At 64.4% G+C, this 14,539-nt stretch carries 15 protein-coding genes; 5 read left to right on the top strand and 10 right to left on the bottom strand.

What is annotated here, in order from left to right; translation table 11 throughout:
- Window positions 1-71: 71 nt before the first annotated feature.
- Complete coding sequence (locus tag P9230_RS24210; protein ID WP_066991894.1) at window positions 72-500, top strand: Lrp/AsnC family transcriptional regulator; 429 nt, start codon at window positions 72-74, stop codon at window positions 498-500.
- 170 nt (window positions 501-670) lie between these two features.
- Here the strand turns inward: P9230_RS24210 and P9230_RS24215 are convergent, their stop codons facing one another.
- The 5 genes from P9230_RS24215 to P9230_RS24235 all read right to left on the bottom strand — a co-directional run bounded on the left by P9230_RS24215 (window position 671) and on the right by P9230_RS24235 (window position 7,081).
- Window positions 671-2,698 carry an aldo/keto reductase gene (locus P9230_RS24215; protein ID WP_278120923.1) on the bottom strand — a complete coding sequence of 676 codons (2,028 nt, stop codon included), beginning with the start codon at window positions 2,696-2,698 and terminating at the stop codon, window positions 671-673.
- 55 nt (window positions 2,699-2,753) lie between these two features.
- Window positions 2,754-3,839 carry a sn-glycerol-3-phosphate ABC transporter ATP-binding protein UgpC gene (gene ugpC / locus P9230_RS24220; RefSeq protein WP_127324335.1) on the bottom strand — a complete coding sequence of 362 codons (1,086 nt, stop codon included), beginning with the start codon at window positions 3,837-3,839 and terminating at the stop codon, window positions 2,754-2,756.
- 12 nt (window positions 3,840-3,851) lie between these two features.
- Entirely contained in the window at window positions 3,852-4,688 is an 837-nt protein-coding gene (locus tag P9230_RS24225) for a carbohydrate ABC transporter permease (protein ID WP_095776742.1), read from the bottom strand.
- Window positions 4,685-5,545, bottom strand: coding sequence for a sugar ABC transporter permease (locus tag P9230_RS24230; protein ID WP_127324334.1), 861 nt, complete (start codon window positions 5,543-5,545; stop codon window positions 4,685-4,687). The genes P9230_RS24225 and P9230_RS24230 overlap by 4 nt, the downstream gene beginning before the upstream one ends.
- Window positions 5,546-5,812: 267 nt before the next feature.
- Window positions 5,813-7,081, bottom strand: coding sequence for an ABC transporter substrate-binding protein (locus P9230_RS24235; protein WP_127214477.1), 1,269 nt, complete (start codon window positions 7,079-7,081; stop codon window positions 5,813-5,815).
- Window positions 7,082-7,187: 106 nt separating this feature from the next.
- Between P9230_RS24235 and P9230_RS24240 the strand changes: the two genes are divergently transcribed.
- Window positions 7,188-8,054 (top strand): helix-turn-helix domain-containing protein, encoded by an 867-nt coding sequence (locus P9230_RS24240; RefSeq protein ID WP_278120924.1) that lies wholly within the window; start codon window positions 7,188-7,190, stop codon window positions 8,052-8,054.
- A gap of 10 nt (window positions 8,055-8,064) precedes the next feature.
- On the opposite strand, the gene P9230_RS24245 is transcribed toward P9230_RS24240, so the two are convergent.
- The 3 genes from P9230_RS24245 to P9230_RS24255 are packed head-to-tail and all read right to left on the bottom strand — an operon-like array spanning window position 8,065 to window position 10,563.
- Window positions 8,065-9,444, bottom strand: a complete 1,380-nt coding sequence (locus P9230_RS24245) for a HAMP domain-containing sensor histidine kinase (RefSeq protein ID WP_278051922.1) — start codon at window positions 9,442-9,444, stop codon at window positions 8,065-8,067.
- Between the two features lie 4 nt (window positions 9,445-9,448).
- Window positions 9,449-9,829, bottom strand: a complete 381-nt coding sequence (locus P9230_RS24250; protein WP_095799568.1) for a YkvA family protein — start codon at window positions 9,827-9,829, stop codon at window positions 9,449-9,451.
- 56 nt (window positions 9,830-9,885) lie between these two features.
- A complete protein-coding gene (locus P9230_RS24255; protein WP_066991553.1) occupies window positions 9,886-10,563 on the bottom strand; it encodes a winged helix-turn-helix domain-containing protein in 678 nt (225 codons plus the stop codon).
- 196 nt (window positions 10,564-10,759) lie between these two features.
- Between P9230_RS24255 and P9230_RS24260 the strand changes: the two genes are divergently transcribed.
- Window positions 10,760-11,392, top strand: coding sequence for an isoprenylcysteine carboxylmethyltransferase family protein (locus P9230_RS24260; RefSeq protein WP_095825125.1), 633 nt, complete (start codon window positions 10,760-10,762; stop codon window positions 11,390-11,392).
- 131 nt (window positions 11,393-11,523) lie between these two features.
- Window positions 11,524-11,709 carry a hypothetical protein gene (locus tag P9230_RS24265; protein WP_095799570.1) on the top strand — a complete coding sequence of 62 codons (186 nt, stop codon included), beginning with the start codon at window positions 11,524-11,526 and terminating at the stop codon, window positions 11,707-11,709.
- A 43-nt stretch (window positions 11,710-11,752) separates the two neighbouring features.
- On the opposite strand, the gene P9230_RS24270 is transcribed toward P9230_RS24265, so the two are convergent.
- Both P9230_RS24270 and P9230_RS24275 read right to left on the bottom strand, forming a co-directional pair.
- Window positions 11,753-11,971: a hypothetical protein gene (locus P9230_RS24270; protein ID WP_066991559.1), complete on the bottom strand. Its 219-nt coding sequence runs from the start codon at window positions 11,969-11,971 to the stop codon at window positions 11,753-11,755.
- Between the two features lie 89 nt (window positions 11,972-12,060).
- Window positions 12,061-12,822 carry a COG4280 domain-containing protein gene (locus P9230_RS24275; RefSeq protein WP_095799571.1) on the bottom strand — a complete coding sequence of 254 codons (762 nt, stop codon included), beginning with the start codon at window positions 12,820-12,822 and terminating at the stop codon, window positions 12,061-12,063.
- Between the two features lie 204 nt (window positions 12,823-13,026).
- Here P9230_RS24275 and P9230_RS24280 point away from each other — a divergent pair, with 204 nt between their 5' ends.
- Window positions 13,027-14,520 carry an aldehyde dehydrogenase family protein gene (locus P9230_RS24280; protein WP_127324328.1) on the top strand — a complete coding sequence of 498 codons (1,494 nt, stop codon included), beginning with the start codon at window positions 13,027-13,029 and terminating at the stop codon, window positions 14,518-14,520.
- The last annotated feature ends 19 nt before the right edge of the window (window positions 14,521-14,539 follow it).

Below are 14,539 nucleotides of genomic sequence, written 5' to 3' on the forward strand. Positions count from 1 at the left end.
GTCGAAAGGAAGCTCGGAATCTGGCAAAGTGAAGCTGAACATAGCGCAATTTGCCGAAGGGTTTCGTCGAAATGATCAGTGAAGCTGAACAGGCCCTGCTGACGCTGCTGCGCGCCAACGCGCGCGCCTCCACCGCCGAGCTGGCGAGAAAGCTCGGCGTGTCGCGCACCACGGTGCAGAGCCGGATCGAGCGGCTGGAGCAGCGCGGCATCATCGCCGGCTACGGCGTCAGGCTGTCGCCCGACTATGAGCAGGGTCTGGTCAAGGCGCATGTGCTGCTCACCGTCACGCCGAAACTCGCCGACAAGGTGGTGCGTAGCCTGGAGGCGATGCCGCCGGTCCGGACGGTGCATTCGGTGAGCGGCAATTTCGACATGATCGTCATCGTCGACGCGCCGTCGATCCGCGATCTCGACGCGCTGCTCGATCAGATCGGGGCAATGGAGGGAGTAGAGCGGACGTCGTCGTCGATCATCTTGTCGACGCGGGTTGATCGGTGAGGGCAGCGAAACTGCCAATCTCCCCCCAAGTGAGGGAGATGGCCGGCAGGCCAGAGGAGGTCGCCTCGCGTGGAGCGCCAACTCCATCTGCCGCAGCAGGCCGAGCCCAGTCGGACCGACCCCCTCTGGCCGCTTTGCGGCCATCTCCCCCTCGAGGGGGGAGATTGGCGCTACGCCCTCCGTCTCTCCGGCCCGTTGTCCAGCCACTCCAGATCGTCCGGCGACAGCGCAATATCCAGCGCCTTGAGGCTGTCCTCCAGCTCATCCAGCGTGCGCGGGCCGATCAGCGGAACGGACGGGAAAGGCTGCGCCAGGACATAGGCGAGCGCGACATGGATCGGGCTTTTGCCGAGCCTGCTTGCAAGTTCGATGGCGCGGTCGCGGCGGCCGAAGTTCTTTTCCGAATACCAGACCCGCACCAGCTCTTCATTGTCGGTGCGGTCGCGGCCGGCGCGGTCGGTGAAGAAGCCGCGGCCCTGGCTCGACCAGGCGAAGTTGGGCATCTGCCGCGCCGTCAGCCAAGCTTTCCAATCGTCGGTGGAAGAGGTGATGCAGCCGGCCCAGATCGGCTCCAGCATCTCGGCCAGCGAAAAATTGTTGGAAAGCGCGCCCGGCTTCTGCTTGCCGGTGCGTTCGGCATAGGCGATCGCCGCGTCCATACGCTCCATCGTCCAGTTGGAGCCGCCGAACAGGCCGCGGATGCGGCCGGCCTTGACCTCGCGGTCCATGGCATCGACGAACTCGCCGACCGGCACGTCCGGATTGTCGCGATGCATGAAATAAATGTCGACATGGTCGGTCTGCAGCCGGTCGAGCGACTGGGCAAGCTGCTTGCCGATCACATCGGGATAGCAGAGCGGCGTGTGCGCGCCCTTGGCGATGATGACCGACTGCTGGCGCACGCCGCGATTGCTCAGCCATTGCCCGAGCAGCGTCTCGGTGTAGCCGGCGCCATAGACGAAGCCGGTGTCGAACAGGTTGCCGCCGGCTTCGAAATAGGCGTCGAGCAGGATCGAGCCCGAGGAGAAGGTGCGGAAATCCTCGAAGCCGAGCGCCAGCCGCGAGACGGGCTTCGGCAGGCCGGGAATCGCGCGTTTGCCGATGGCGGTGCCGTTGGCGCCGAGCGGCCGGCCGGAGATGGTGTTGACGCGCTTAGCCGGCTTTTCGATCTCGTACTCCAGCCCGACGGCGGCGCGCCATTTGTCGAGAACGCGCAGCGTGCCCAGGCTGTCGGCCCAGCCCATGCCCGGCCAGGCGAATTCCTGGCGGCCGGCCAGGATCGCCTCGCCGGCGGCGTCAACCTCGAAGGAATAGAGGTGGCGGGTCTCGTTGACACTGATCACCTCGCGCGTGCCGCCGGACCGGATCACCTCGATCCGGCCCGGTCCGACGTCGCGGTTGCCACCGGCGAACCAGAAGTCCGGCACCTCGATTTGGCCGTTGGTGCCGAAAATGCGCAGGACATTGTCCTGGTTGAGCGAGATGCTGCACGAGACCTCGGCGACGATGCCGCCGGGGAAATGGAGCAGCGCCGAGGCCCATTCATCGACGCCGGACTGGCCGAGATGGGCCGCACCGACGACCTTGTCCGGCTCGAGGAAAGGCTTTCCCGCCGCGGCGCCGGCAATCAGCCGCGCCATCGAGACCGGGTAGCCGCCGACGTCGAGGATGCCGCCGCCGGCCAGCTCGTTGGCGTAGAGCCGGTGCTCCGGCATGAAGCCCGGCATAGCGAAGCCGAAGCTCGACTTGATCATGCGGACCTCGCCGATGGCGCCCGATTTGATCAGCTCGACCAGCTGCAGCGTCTGCGGATGCAGCCGGTACATGAACGCTTCGCCCAGGAAGGTGCCCGCTATTCGCGCCGCATGCATCATGGCGTCGGCCTCGAAGGCGGTGAGCGCCAGCGGCTTTTCGCACAGCACATGCTTGCCGGCTTCTGCCGCCTTGATCGCCCATTCGGCATGGCCTAGATGCGGGATCGAAATATAGACCGCATCGACGTCCTCGTCGGCAAGCAGCGCGTCATAGCCGTCGAGGATGCGCGCGCCCGGAAACGTCTCGGCAAGGCCCGGCTTGCCGGGATTGCGAGCGCCGAGCGCGACCAGTTCGCCGGTGCGCGACTGCGCCAGGCCGCCGGCAAAGGATTTGGCGATGCTGCCGGGTCCGAGAATGCCCCAGCGAATTTTTCCGGATGTCATGTCGAATTCTCCATGCGGTCGCCGCCACGCCTTCGCGATCGGGCAGAAAGGAAAGTCAGCGAATCCTGGCGCCTGTCTTGTCGAAGAGCAGCGAGCGCTCGGCCTTGATCGAGACGGTGAAGTGGTCGCTGCCGGCGCGCTGGCGCCTGGCCTCGCGCTCGATGATCAGCTCCTCCGGCCCGGCATCGGCGTAGACATAGCTGACCGAGCCCAGATGCTCGGCGACGTCAGCCTTCACCGGAATGTCGCAGTCGCCCTCGCCGGCCTCGAAGAAATGCTCCGGCCTGACGCCGAGCACGACCTCCGCGCCGGGCGCCGGCAAGGGGCCGCAGAGCGGCTTGCGCAGCCTAGCGCCGCCATGATTGACGAGCTCGACGGTCGCGGCGCTGTTGGACAAATCGACGACCTTCGCCGCGATGAAATTCATCTTCGGGGAACCGATGAAACCGGCGACGAAACGGTTAGCCGGATCGTCGTAAAGGTCGAGCGGGGCGCCGATCTGCTCGACATTGCCGGCCTTGAGCACGACGATGCGGTCGGCCAGCGTCATCGCCTCGGTCTGGTCGTGCGTCACATAGATCATGGTGACGCCGAGCTCCTTGTGCAGGCGCGAGATCTCGACCCGCATCTGCACCCGCAGCTCGGCGTCGAGATTCGAAAGCGGCTCGTCGAACAGGAAGACCTTCGGCTCGCGCACGATGGCGCGGCCGATGGCGACGCGCTGGCGCTGGCCGCCGGACAATTGCTTCGGCCGACGCTGCATCAGCTCGTCTATGCAAAGAATTTCGGCGGCGCGCTTGACCCGCCGTTCGGTGTCGGCCTTCGGATTGCCGTTCATGCGCAGGCCGAAGCTCAGATTCTGCTCCACCGTCATGTGCGGATAGAGCGCGTAAGACTGGAACACCATGGCGATGCCGCGGTCGGCCGGCTCGACATCGTTGACCACCTTGCCGCCGATGGCGATCTCGCCGCCGCTGATGTCCTCCAGCCCGGCGACCATGCGAAGAAGCGTGGACTTGCCGCATCCCGACGGGCCGACGAAGACGACGAACTCCCCGTCGGCAATGTCGATATTGGCGCCATGGACGACCTCGAAGGTGCCGAAACGCTTGACGACATTGGTGAGGGTGACGGCCGCCATCTCGTTCCTATCCTATTTGACCGCGCCGGCGGCGATGCCGGCGATGAAATGGCGCTGCAGCAGCACGAAGACGATCAGCATCGGCACGGTCAGCATGACGGCGCCGGCCATGATGCCGCCCCAGGACACCTTGGTCAGGCCGATCAGGGTGCCGAGCGCCACCGGCGCCGTCATCGCGCCGGGTTGGCTGTTGATCAAAAGCGGCCAGAGATAGTTGTTCCACGAGGCGAGGAAGAGGATGATGGCGAGGGCCGCCAGCATCGGCCGCGCCAAGGGCAGCGCCACGAACAGGAAGATGCGCCATTCCTTCACGCCTTCGACCCTCGCCGCGTCGAACAGCTCGGCCGGCATCATCGAAAAGGCCTGGCGCATGAAGAGCACGCCGAGCGAATTGAACAGCGGCGGCACGATCAGCGCGATCCAGGTGTTGGCGAGCTGGAAGTCGCGCGCCACCATGATGAATTGCGGGATCAGCACCACGGCGTAGGGAAGCGTGATGGTGCCGAAGATGATCGCCACCACCACGCCCTTGCCGAGGAAGTCGTAGCGCGCCAGCGCCCAGCCGGCCATCGAGGTCAGCAGCACCGAGAGAAAGGTGTAGGTCACCGCCACCGAGACCGAGATGCCGATCGCGCCGACGAAATTGGTGTCGCGCTGCAGATTGTTGAAATTGTCGAGGAAGCTGTCATGCGGCAGAAGCTCGATGCCGGGGCTGAAGATGCCGTTGTCGGGCATGGTGGAGAACACCACCATCATCCACAGCGGGAACAGCCAGATCAGCGCCAGCGGCGTCAGGACGAGATGCAGCAGGATGCTGCGTCCAAGCCGCCTTTGCGAGCGCGAGGTCATTTCGGCTCCCTCGTCAGCCAGAGCTGCACCAAAGTGATGGCGATGGCGAGGCCCGCCATGGTGTAGGCGATCGCCGAGGCATAGCCGAAATTGAGCGAGCGGAAGCCCTGGCGGTAAAGCAGGAGGCCAAGGGTTTCGGTGCCGCCGCCCGGCCCGCCGCGTTCGGTGATCAGGAAGGGCTCGGTGAAGAGCTGCATGGTGCCGATGATCGACAGCACGGCGCAAAAGACGATGACCGGCTTCAACAGCGGCAGGGTGATGTAAAAGAACTGCTTCAGCTTGCTGACGCGGTCGAGCGTGGCGGCCTCGTAGACGTCATCGGGAATGGATTGCAGGCCGGCAAGAATGATGATGGCGTTGTAGCCGGCCCAGCGCCAGGTCACCGCGATCATGATCAGCGCCATGGCCGGCGTGACGTTGGAGAACCAGTCGATCTTCTCCAGGCCGACGCTGCTCAACAGCTTGTTGACGATGCCGAAATCGAGGCTGAACATCAGCCGGAACACCGCCGAATAGGCGACCTCGCCGACCACGACGGGGGCGAAGAACGCAAAGCGGTAGAGGCCGCGCGCCTTGAGCAGCGGCGAATTCAAAAGCACCGCCATCACGACCGCCAGCGAGATCATCACCGGAACCTGGATGACGAGGATAAGCAGCGTGTTCTTCAGCGCGTTGAAGAAGGCGGGATCGCCGATCAGGCGGCCCCAGTTGAAGGTCGGCGCGAAGCGCCACGGCACGGTGCGGGTCGCCTGGAAGGAGATCAGGAAGGAGCTGATGATCGGCCAGATCCAAAAGATGGCGAAGATCAGGAGATAAGGCGTGAGGAAGCGATAGGCGGTGGCGTTGCGGTAGCGCATCGTGTTCCTCCTCCTTCCAGTTTCGGGTCGCGCCTTCCTAGCGGGCGCGGTCTTGATCATGTGTTGAATTGCTGGAGCAGTGCCAATGGTCGATGCAGGCGCTGCCCTGTCTTGCCTTCTCCCCTTGTGGGAGAAGGTGGCCGCGAAGCGGCCGGATGAGGGGTGTTCCAGCTTGGCAACGACGGCAATCCGTCCAACACCCCTCATCCGTCTTGGCGCTAGGCGCCAATCCACCTTCTCCCACAAGGGGAGAAGGAAAAGCGACGCTCACTTGACCGGCAGGCCGGTCGCAGAGGCGATCTGGCTTGCGGCGTCGTCGAGCGCGGCCTTGGCATCGGGATAGCCGCCGGCAAGATACTTGGTCTGCACGGCCCGCACGATGATCTCGGCATCGCTCTGGAACTGCGTGCCGCGGCTCGGCACGACCTTCGGCAGCGTGGCGAGGATATCCTTCCAGACCGCCTGGCCGCCCCAATAGGGCTGGCCCTGCGCGACGTAAGGATCGTCGAGCGCGGAAATCAGCGACGGCACCAGGCCGAAATCCTTCAGCATGGTGATCTGGCCTTCATTGGTCTCCAGCGTGTATTTCAGATAGGCGTAGGCCGCTTCCTTGTTCTTGCTGGCCGAGGTGATGGCCAAAGAGGAGCCGCCGAGATTGGCGGCGCGCGGGCCGTCGGCGGTCAGGCTCGGCATCAGGTAGACGCCCCATTTGCCGCTCTCCTTCGGCGATTCGGTGCGGATGGTGCCCTCATACCAGCCGCCATAGACCTGGGTGGCGACCGTGCCGGCGGTGTTGTTGGTGATCTTGGTCGACCAGTCGGCGGAAGAAACGATGCCGGCGTCCTTCATTTCCTTGACCTTGGTCATGGCGTCGACGCATTTCGGCTGGTTGACCGTGATCGACTGGCCGTCCTCGGCGAAATAGGCGCAGCCCTGCTCGTTGGAGATCATGCGGAAGAATTCGGTATCGCCGTTGAAGTCGGCGTTGGTCATTGTGACGCCGGGGTTGGCGGCCTGGATCTTCTTGCCGGCGGCGATGAAATCATCCCAGGTCTTGATCGATGCGGGGTCGACGCCGGCCTTCTCGTAGAAGTCGCGTCGGTAGAAGACGGCGACCGGGCCGGAATCCCAGGGCATGGCATAGGCCTTGTCGCCGACTTCGAGCTCGGTGCGCTTGAAATCGGGGAATTTCTTCTGGTCTTCCGCGCTGTAACCCAGCGTGTGCAGGTCGACGAAGCAGTCCGGGAACTGGCTCCAATAGTTCTCGGCCTCGCCGTTCTCGATCGAGACGATGTCGGGCAGGCCGACGCCACCGGCGGCGCAGCCGGCGATCGACTTGTCATAGGTCGGCTGGTTGCCGAGGTCCTGAACGGTGACCTTGATGTCGGGGTACTTCTTGTTGAAGCCCTCGACGGTGGCCTTCAGCGACGAAGCGGCGATGTTCCAGCTCCAGATCGTCAGTTCGCCCGATTGCGCCAAAGCGGGGCCGGAGCCCAGGGCAAGCAAAAGCGCGGCGCAGGTCAGTGTGGTGCGCATTGAAATCCTCCCATTTCGTTTGCTCTCTCACCGTGAGCCTGGCTAGATTATGCGGCGCGGAAGGCTTGTCCCCGACAAAGGGAATAAGAAATTGGCGGAAAGTAAGATGCCGGAGCGTCCGTTCTACCAGCCAGGCGCGAGCAGCGTCGAAGGTCTGCCGCTGGCCTTGCAGATGTTCCACAACCAGCCGTTGGTGATGCTGAAGCCGCATTGGCACGCCCAGGTCGAGGTCAACTTCATCGTGCGCGGCAGCGTGCACTACCGCATGGCCGAGCATGAGATCGCGCTCTCGGCCGGCGACATGTGCCTGTTCTGGGGCGGGCTGCCGCACCAGATGGATGATCTCACCGATGACGCGATCTATGCCGGCGCGCATCTGCCGCTGGTGCATTTCTTCAGGCTGCATCTGCCGGCCGATGTCCGGCACCGGCTGATGACGGGTGCGACGCTGGTGACGAATGCCACCGACCAGTCCGACAACGACAATTTCAAGCGCTGGAACGAGTATGCGCGCTCGGGCGATGCGGCCAAGGCCGAACACGCCGTCAACGAGCTGCTCTTGCGGTTGGAGCGGGTGCGCTTCGAGCCGTACCGGCTGGTGCCGGCAACAGCGTCCGGACACGGGGCCGGCAGCGCCTTCGACCAGCAGTCCTCGCGCAATGTCGGGCGCATGTGCGATTTCATCGCCGAGAATTTCCTCTACGACATCGACTGCGTGAACATCGCGGCGGCGGCCGACATCCATCCGAAATACGCCATGAGCCTGTTCAAGAAATCGACCGGCATGACGCTCAACGAATATGTCAATCTGCTGCGGCTGAGCTATGCCCAGGCGCTTTTGATGCATGAGGGCGCCAATGTGCTGAAGGTCGCCATGGACTCGGGCTTCGGCTCGCTCAGCGCCTTCAACAAGTCGTTCCGCAAGCTTGCCGGCATGTCGCCCTCCGATTTCCGCAGGGCGGCCGTGCGCTGAAGCCTGCCCGTCAGGCGGCGGGCTCCCTCACCGCGGGGAAGTCGACGATGACGGCGAGCCCTGGATGATTGTCCTCCAGCGTGATTGACGCGCCATGCAGGTCGGCGACCGCCTTGACGAGGCTCAAGCCAAGGCCGCTGCCCGGCGTCGTGCGGCTGGAATCCAGCCGGTAAAGCCGCTGAAAGACCTTTTCGCGCTCGCCGGCCGGAATGCCGGGTCCATCGTCGCGGACATGGACGAGGACACGGTCGCCCTGCGTTGTCACCGACAGCTCGATCGCTGTGCGCGGTGGACAATGCCTGAGCGCGTTCTCGACCAGGTTGGCGAGCATCTGCATCAGCAGGTCGCGGTCACCGTGGACGTACCATTTCGTCTCCGGAACGAGGTCTGTCGACAAGGACTTCCCGTCATCCTCGGCGACGTCGGCATAGACCTCGCCGATGGTGTCGACGACACTGCCGACGTCGAGATCGACGAAGCGCGCCCTGCGCGCGCCGGCCTCGATCTGGGCGATGCGCAGCAGCGCATCGAAGGTGTCGTTGATCTGCCGGCTTTCGCTGCGCGCATCGGCCAGCTCGGCCGAAACGGTCTCGCCGGAGGCGGTCTTGTCGGCGGCCTGCTCCAGGATCATCTGCAGGCGGTTGAGCGGCGTCTTCAGGTCGTGCGCTATGTTGGCGCTCACCTCCCGCATGCCGTCGACCAGGCCCGACAAGCGGTCGAGGGCTGCGTTCACCTGGATGGAAACGGCGTCGATGTCGTCGCCATTGCCGGTCAACGGGATGCGCGCGTCGAGCCGTCCGTGCGAGACGTCGACCATGGTGGCGGCAATGCCGTCGAGCCGCCGCTGGACGCGCGAGGCGAGCAGGGCGCCGCCGGCAATGGCGAGCCCGGTGATGACCAGCGTGCCCCAGCCGAAGCTCATCAGCACGATGGTCTTCAGCTCGTCCGTCTCGGCGAGCGAGAAGGCGACCGTCAGATTGTTGCCGCCGACCTCGCCGGTATAGGCGCGGTACATCGTGTCGGGCGGCACACCCGGCAATCTGGCGGCGAACATCGAGAAACCGTCGGGCAGGCCGGAGGCGGTGAAATTGCCCGCCAGACGGTTGCCGGCGCGGTCGGTCAGCGAGAAAAGCTGGTCCTTGTCGGGGCTGAGGTCGGCGTTGTTGTTGACCGAGGCGACAAGATCTTCCTTGTCGTTGGCGGCATAGGTCAGGGCAACGACCGAATAGGTTTCCTTGATGGACTTATCGAGCCGTCTCGCCAGATCGGCGCTCATCAACTGATAGACGACCGCGCCGGACAGGATGAAGGCGAGCACGAACAGGAAGGCAAAGGTAAGCGCCAGGCGGAACGGCGTGCTGCGCAGCAGGCTGGGGCGTGCTTCCTTCATCGTTTCAGGCGGGGCTCGGCCAGAACAGCCATAGCAGGGCCAGGGCCGCCACGATCCAGACGGCAATCATGAAGATCAGACCGGTCAGGCTGACCGGCCGGGTGCTGCGCGTGGCGGTGTCGCGGAATTCCCGCATGAGCCCGGCCGGAACCAGCTTTACCGCAAGCAGGATGCCGAGCGGAACGATTACAAGATCGTCCAGATAGCCGATGATCGGAATGAAATCCGGAATGAGGTCGACAGGGCTCAGCGCATAGGCCGCGACCGCGCCGGCCACGACCTTTGCGTACCAGGGGACGCGTGGATCGCGGGCGGCAAGCCAGAGCGCCACGACGTCGCGCTTCATGCGAAGCGCCCATTGCCTTGTGGAGTCCAGCATCGCCATGTCGCTTATATACGGACAGCCGGCCGGAGGCGCGAGATGCGATCAGGCATGGATCGTCAACCCTGCGCGTGCAGGCTGTAGCCGGTGTTGCGCACGGTATGGATGAGCGGCACGTCGAACGGCCTGTCGACCTTGGCCCTGAGCCGGCTGATATGGGTTTCGACGACGCTGGTCTTGGGGTCGAAATGGAAGTCCCAGACGCGCTCCAGAAGCATGGTGCGGGTAATCACCCGGCCCTCGCCGCGCATCAGCACTTCGAGCAGGCTGAACTCCCGGGGCTGCAGGTCGATGGTCCTGCCCTGCCTGGTCACGCGCCGCATGATCAGGTCCATTTCGAGGTCGGCAACACGAAGGCTGGTCTTCTGCTCCTGCGCCGCCGGCCTCCGGCCGAGCGCGTTGATGCGGGCAAGCAGTTCGGAAAAGGCGAAGGGCTTGACCAGATAGTCGTCGCCGCCGGCCTCCAGCCCTTCCACCCGGTCGTCGACGCCGCCGATCGAGGTCAGGAATATCGCCGGCGTCTTGATGCCCGCCGCTCGCACCGCCTTGATCATCGACAGGCCGTCGAGACCGGGGACCATACGGTCGGCAACGATGACGTCATAGGCATTGCGGGTTGCCGCGGCGAGCGCTTCGTGGCCATTGCGCAGGAGATCGCAGGCGTGCCCGGCCTCGCTCAGTCCCCTGACGATGTAGTCGGCAGTCCTTGGGTCATCCTCAACCAGCAGCAGTCGCATCTTGGCCTATCGTCCGGTGTCGAGTTCAAGCGGCACGGTAGCATCGGCGAGGCCCCATTCCCACAAGCCGGACTTACGCAGGCCTGTCCGGGTCCTTACAAATTCGTAAGAATGATCGAAAATAATGGGAAGACCTCGCCGCCGGGCGCGAGAAAGGTTAGGGGAGCGCTGGCCCGGCCGGAGTGACTCAAATCGAATGGCTTACACATCGCTCAAGTCAGCGCCAAAGGCCTTCGACCAGCACAAGCGCCTGATCGTCGTCCAGGTCGCCGCAGTGACGGCCATCGTCTTGCTGCTGTTTGCCAAGCCGTTCCTCAGCGAGGGCTCGAGCGGACACGAGCTGATGGAGACGGCCGGCTTCGGCTTCGTGCTCGTCTGCTTTCTCGGCCGGCTGTGGAGCATTCTTTATGTCGGCGGCAGGAAGAACGACGAGCTGGTCGTCTCCGGTCCGTTCTCGATGAGCCGCAATCCGCTCTATTTCTTCTCGATCATCGGAGCGGTGGGTATCGGGCTGATGTTCGGATCGGTGCTGGCCGCGGCGATGCTTGGGCTTGCAAGCTTCCTCGTCTTCCGGTTCACCGCCGGCCGGGAGGCCGAGTTCCTGTCCGGCAAGTTCGGCGCCGCCTACACGGCCTATGCCGAGCGGACGCCGCGTTTCTGGCCGAATCCGATGCTCTACCGCGACGAGGACCACTGGGTCTTTTCCACCAGCGCGCTGAAAAGCACGTTCCGGGACGGCCTATATTTTCTGGCCTTCTTTCCGCTTATCGAGGCGGTCGAGCATTTTCGTATGATCGGCATGCTGCCGACCTTGTTCACAATCTACTGATTGCGATTGGGCGTTTCGCTGCCCGAGCTAAAAAGCCCAGCGATTGCACCCAAAAGAAGTCAGGGGCAATGCCTTGAGTCCGAGCTGGCGAAGCATATACCTCTTTATGACTTGGGCTGTTGGGCTGCGTGATGGAAATTCGCACGTCGAAACACGATACGCTCGGACGGTTGTCGGTGTTTGAACTCGACGCGTTGCGGGAAGCTTTCAAGCGATCGGTTCGCGAGAACAACGTCACAGAAATCCAGTGGGCCGAGCACGCCGAGCTTTTCGTCAAACGCGCGATCGGCGAGGAAAGTCGCGCCCTCCGAGCCTAAAGCGCGTCGCGTCGAATTGGCCCGCGCCACCCATCAGGCCGGCTTAGCCTTTGCCTCCGCCGCGCGCGCCGCGCCTCGTGCTTTCCAAAAGGATCGCCAGGCAGCCGATCAGGATCAGGACAGCGCCGAGGAGCGGCGGCAGCGCCAGAAGCTTCACGGCGCCGGCGACCAAAGCGATCAGAAGCAGTGCCAGAAGCGCAAGGCTGCCGTCGTCGACGAACATGCCGACGAGCTCCTTCAGGACGAGGCGGACGATTTTCATCGGGCAATTCCCTTCGAGCGGTTCACCATTTCACGGAAACGGCAAGCCGCTCTGTTTCTTTTTGACCGCAATTCCGGACGGAAACCGTTTCACACTTTTCCTGGAATTGCTTTGGCAGCAGCCACGTGGGCGTTGCGCAGCCAGCGCACCATGGCGAAGGATGCCGCGGCGATGACGACGAAGATGGCAAGCAGCGCAAAATCGTCGCCCGGCCATTCGGCGCCGAGGCCTTCGCCTGTCCAGAACACGCCGAAACTGGTCAGCATCAGGCCGACCACGAATTTGAGCGCATTTTCCGGCACCCGCGCCAGCGGCCGGTGCATGGCGAGGCCGATCAGCATCACAAGCACGAATGCGGCCAGCGCTCCGAGACCGGCATAGAGCGTCTGGCCATGCGCGGTCCCGACCGCAATAACGATGAACACCACCTCGACTCCTTCGAGCAGCACCGCCTTGAAGGCCGCCACGCCGGCCAGATAGCCGGCGCGACGATCGTTGGCGTAGCGGGTCAGCGCGTCGGTTTCCCTGGAAAAGGCTGCCTCTTCGTCGCGGAGCGCGATGATCCCGGCGCTGCGCAGGATCGCCTTGCGCAGCCAGCGCATGCCGAACAGGATAAGAAGCACGCCGACCACGAATTGCAGGAGCGTGATCGGGATCAGCTGCAGCAGCGGTCCGAAAGCCAGCACCAGCGCCGCCAGCACGGCGAGCGCCGAGACGGCGCCTGTCAGCGCCGGCCGCCAGCCGCGCGTCACGCCGACGGCCAGCACGATGGTGAAGGCTTCGACCACCTCGACAAAGGACGCCAGGAACGAAGCGGCCACGGTGGAGAGAACGGGCGTCAGGTCATGCATGAATGGCTACCGAGGTCCGTGTTTCGCCGCCCTTTTCGGAAGGCGGGGCCGGTTCAGCCTTGTTCAACAGGCGATGACGCACAAAGTATGGCGGATGGACAAATCAGCCGTCGCCGGCTGCACATTCTCGACCGCGGCGGCGAACTTGCGCCCGTGCGCAGGCCGGTGGCATAAGGCCATGCTCATCAGAGGAAGCGGCTTCAGATGACGTTATCGGTGAGAGACCTTCCCCTGCGCACGCCGATCGACGGCCGGCACCGGCAGATGATGATCGACGGTGAGTGGCGCGATGCGGTGAGCGGCCGGACTTTCGAGACGCGCAACCCCGCCACCGGCGCGGTGCTGGGCACCGTGCCGCTTGCGGATTCCAAGGACGTCGACCTGGCAGTGGCCGCCGCGCGGCGCGCCTTCGAGGGACCGTGGAGCCGCCTCAAGCCCTATGAGCGCCAGCTGCTGCTGTTGAAGATCGCCGATCTCATGGAACGGCATTGGGAAGAGTTGGCGCTTTCCGACACCACCGACATGGGCATGCCGATCACCCGCACTTTGGCCAACCGCAACCGCGTGCTCGGCATGCTGCGCTTCTATGCCGGCATGGCGACGTCGATCCACGGCCAGACGATCGGCAATTCGCTGCCCGGCGAGATCGTCTCCTACACGCGCAAGGAGCCGGTCGGCGTGGTCGGCGCGATCATTCCGTGGAATGCGCCCACCGCCGCCTCGATCTGGAAGATCGGCCCAGCCCTGGCCACCGGCTGCACCATCGTGCTGAAACCGTCGGAAGAGGCACCGCTGACGCCGCTTCTGATCGCCGACCTGATGCAGGAGGCCGGCGTGCCGCCGGGCGTCGTCAACGTCGTGACCGGCACGGGCGCGGAAGCCGGTGCGCCGCTCGCGGCGCATATGGATGTCGACAAGGTGGTCTTCACCGGCTCGACCGCCACCGGCCAGGCGATTCTGCGCGCCTCGGCCGCCAACATGAAGCGCGTGTCGCTGGAGCTAGGCGGCAAATCGCCGGTGATCGTGCTCGCCGATGCCGACATCGAGCGCGCCGTGCCGGTGGCGGCCATGTCGGTCTTCGCGAATTCCGGCCAGGTCTGCATCGCCGGCTCCCGGCTCTTCGTCGAACGGCCGATCTATGACGAATTCGTCGAACGCGTCGCGGCCTTCGCGGCAAAGCTGCGGATCGGCGACGGCGCCGACCCCGAGACCGAGATCGGACCGCTGATCTCGCCAAGACAGCTCGAGCGCGTGACGGGCTTCATCGCGGACGGCGCGCGCGAGGGCGCGCGGCTGGTGACAGGTGGTGAGCGCATCACCAAGGGCGCGCTGGCCGCAGGCAATTTCATGACGCCCGGCGTGTTTTCCGGCGTCACCGACGGCATGCGCATCGCGCGCGAGGAAATCTTCGGGCCGATCATCTCGGCGCTGCCCTTCGACACGCTGGACGAAGCGGTGCGGCGCGGCAACGACACGCCCTACGGTCTCGGCGCCGGCGTGTTCACCAAGGATGTCGGCAAGGCGCACCAGCTCGCCAACCGGCTGCGCGCCGGCTCGGTCTGGGTCAACACCTATCACGCGATCGACCCGGCCGTGCCGTTCGGAGGCTACAAGATGAGCGGTTACGGCCGCGAGGGCGGCGCCGAGCATCTCGACGAATATCTCAACACCAAGGGCGTCTGGATCCGGATCGATTGACGGTCTGTATCCGGTCGCG

Origin of the sequence: Mesorhizobium sp. WSM4887, assembly GCF_029625865.1 — a bacterium.
Lineage (GTDB): Bacteria > Pseudomonadota > Alphaproteobacteria > Rhizobiales > Rhizobiaceae > Mesorhizobium.

Excerpts from the sequence above, each read along its gene's own strand:
- ugpC (WP_127324335.1), bottom strand. The coding sequence starts at position 3,839 with ATGGCGGCCGTCACCCTCACCAATGTCGTCAAGCGTTTCGGCACCTTC.
- P9230_RS24275 (WP_095799571.1), bottom strand. The coding sequence starts at position 12,822 with ATGCATGACCTGACGCCCGTTCTCTCCACCGTGGCCGCTTCGTTCCTG.
- P9230_RS24255 (WP_066991553.1), bottom strand. The coding sequence starts at position 10,563 with ATGCGACTGCTGCTGGTTGAGGATGACCCAAGGACTGCCGACTACATC.
- P9230_RS24240 (WP_278120924.1), top strand. The coding sequence starts at position 7,188 with ATGCCGGAGCGTCCGTTCTACCAGCCAGGCGCGAGCAGCGTCGAAGGT.
- P9230_RS24230 (WP_127324334.1), bottom strand. The coding sequence starts at position 5,545 with ATGCGCTACCGCAACGCCACCGCCTATCGCTTCCTCACGCCTTATCTC.
- P9230_RS24280 (WP_127324328.1), top strand. The coding sequence starts at position 13,027 with ATGACGTTATCGGTGAGAGACCTTCCCCTGCGCACGCCGATCGACGGC.
- P9230_RS24270 (WP_066991559.1), bottom strand. The coding sequence starts at position 11,971 with ATGAAAATCGTCCGCCTCGTCCTGAAGGAGCTCGTCGGCATGTTCGTC.
- P9230_RS24265 (WP_095799570.1), top strand. The coding sequence starts at position 11,524 with ATGGAAATTCGCACGTCGAAACACGATACGCTCGGACGGTTGTCGGTG.
- P9230_RS24235 (WP_127214477.1), bottom strand. The coding sequence starts at position 7,081 with ATGCGCACCACACTGACCTGCGCCGCGCTTTTGCTTGCCCTGGGCTCC.
- P9230_RS24215 (WP_278120923.1), bottom strand. The coding sequence starts at position 2,698 with ATGACATCCGGAAAAATTCGCTGGGGCATTCTCGGACCCGGCAGCATC.
- P9230_RS24260 (WP_095825125.1), top strand. The coding sequence starts at position 10,760 with ATGGCTTACACATCGCTCAAGTCAGCGCCAAAGGCCTTCGACCAGCAC.
- P9230_RS24210 (WP_066991894.1), top strand. The coding sequence starts at position 72 with ATGATCAGTGAAGCTGAACAGGCCCTGCTGACGCTGCTGCGCGCCAAC.
- P9230_RS24250 (WP_095799568.1), bottom strand. The coding sequence starts at position 9,829 with ATGGCGATGCTGGACTCCACAAGGCAATGGGCGCTTCGCATGAAGCGC.
- P9230_RS24225 (WP_095776742.1), bottom strand. The coding sequence starts at position 4,688 with ATGACCTCGCGCTCGCAAAGGCGGCTTGGACGCAGCATCCTGCTGCAT.
- P9230_RS24245 (WP_278051922.1), bottom strand. The coding sequence starts at position 9,444 with ATGAAGGAAGCACGCCCCAGCCTGCTGCGCAGCACGCCGTTCCGCCTG.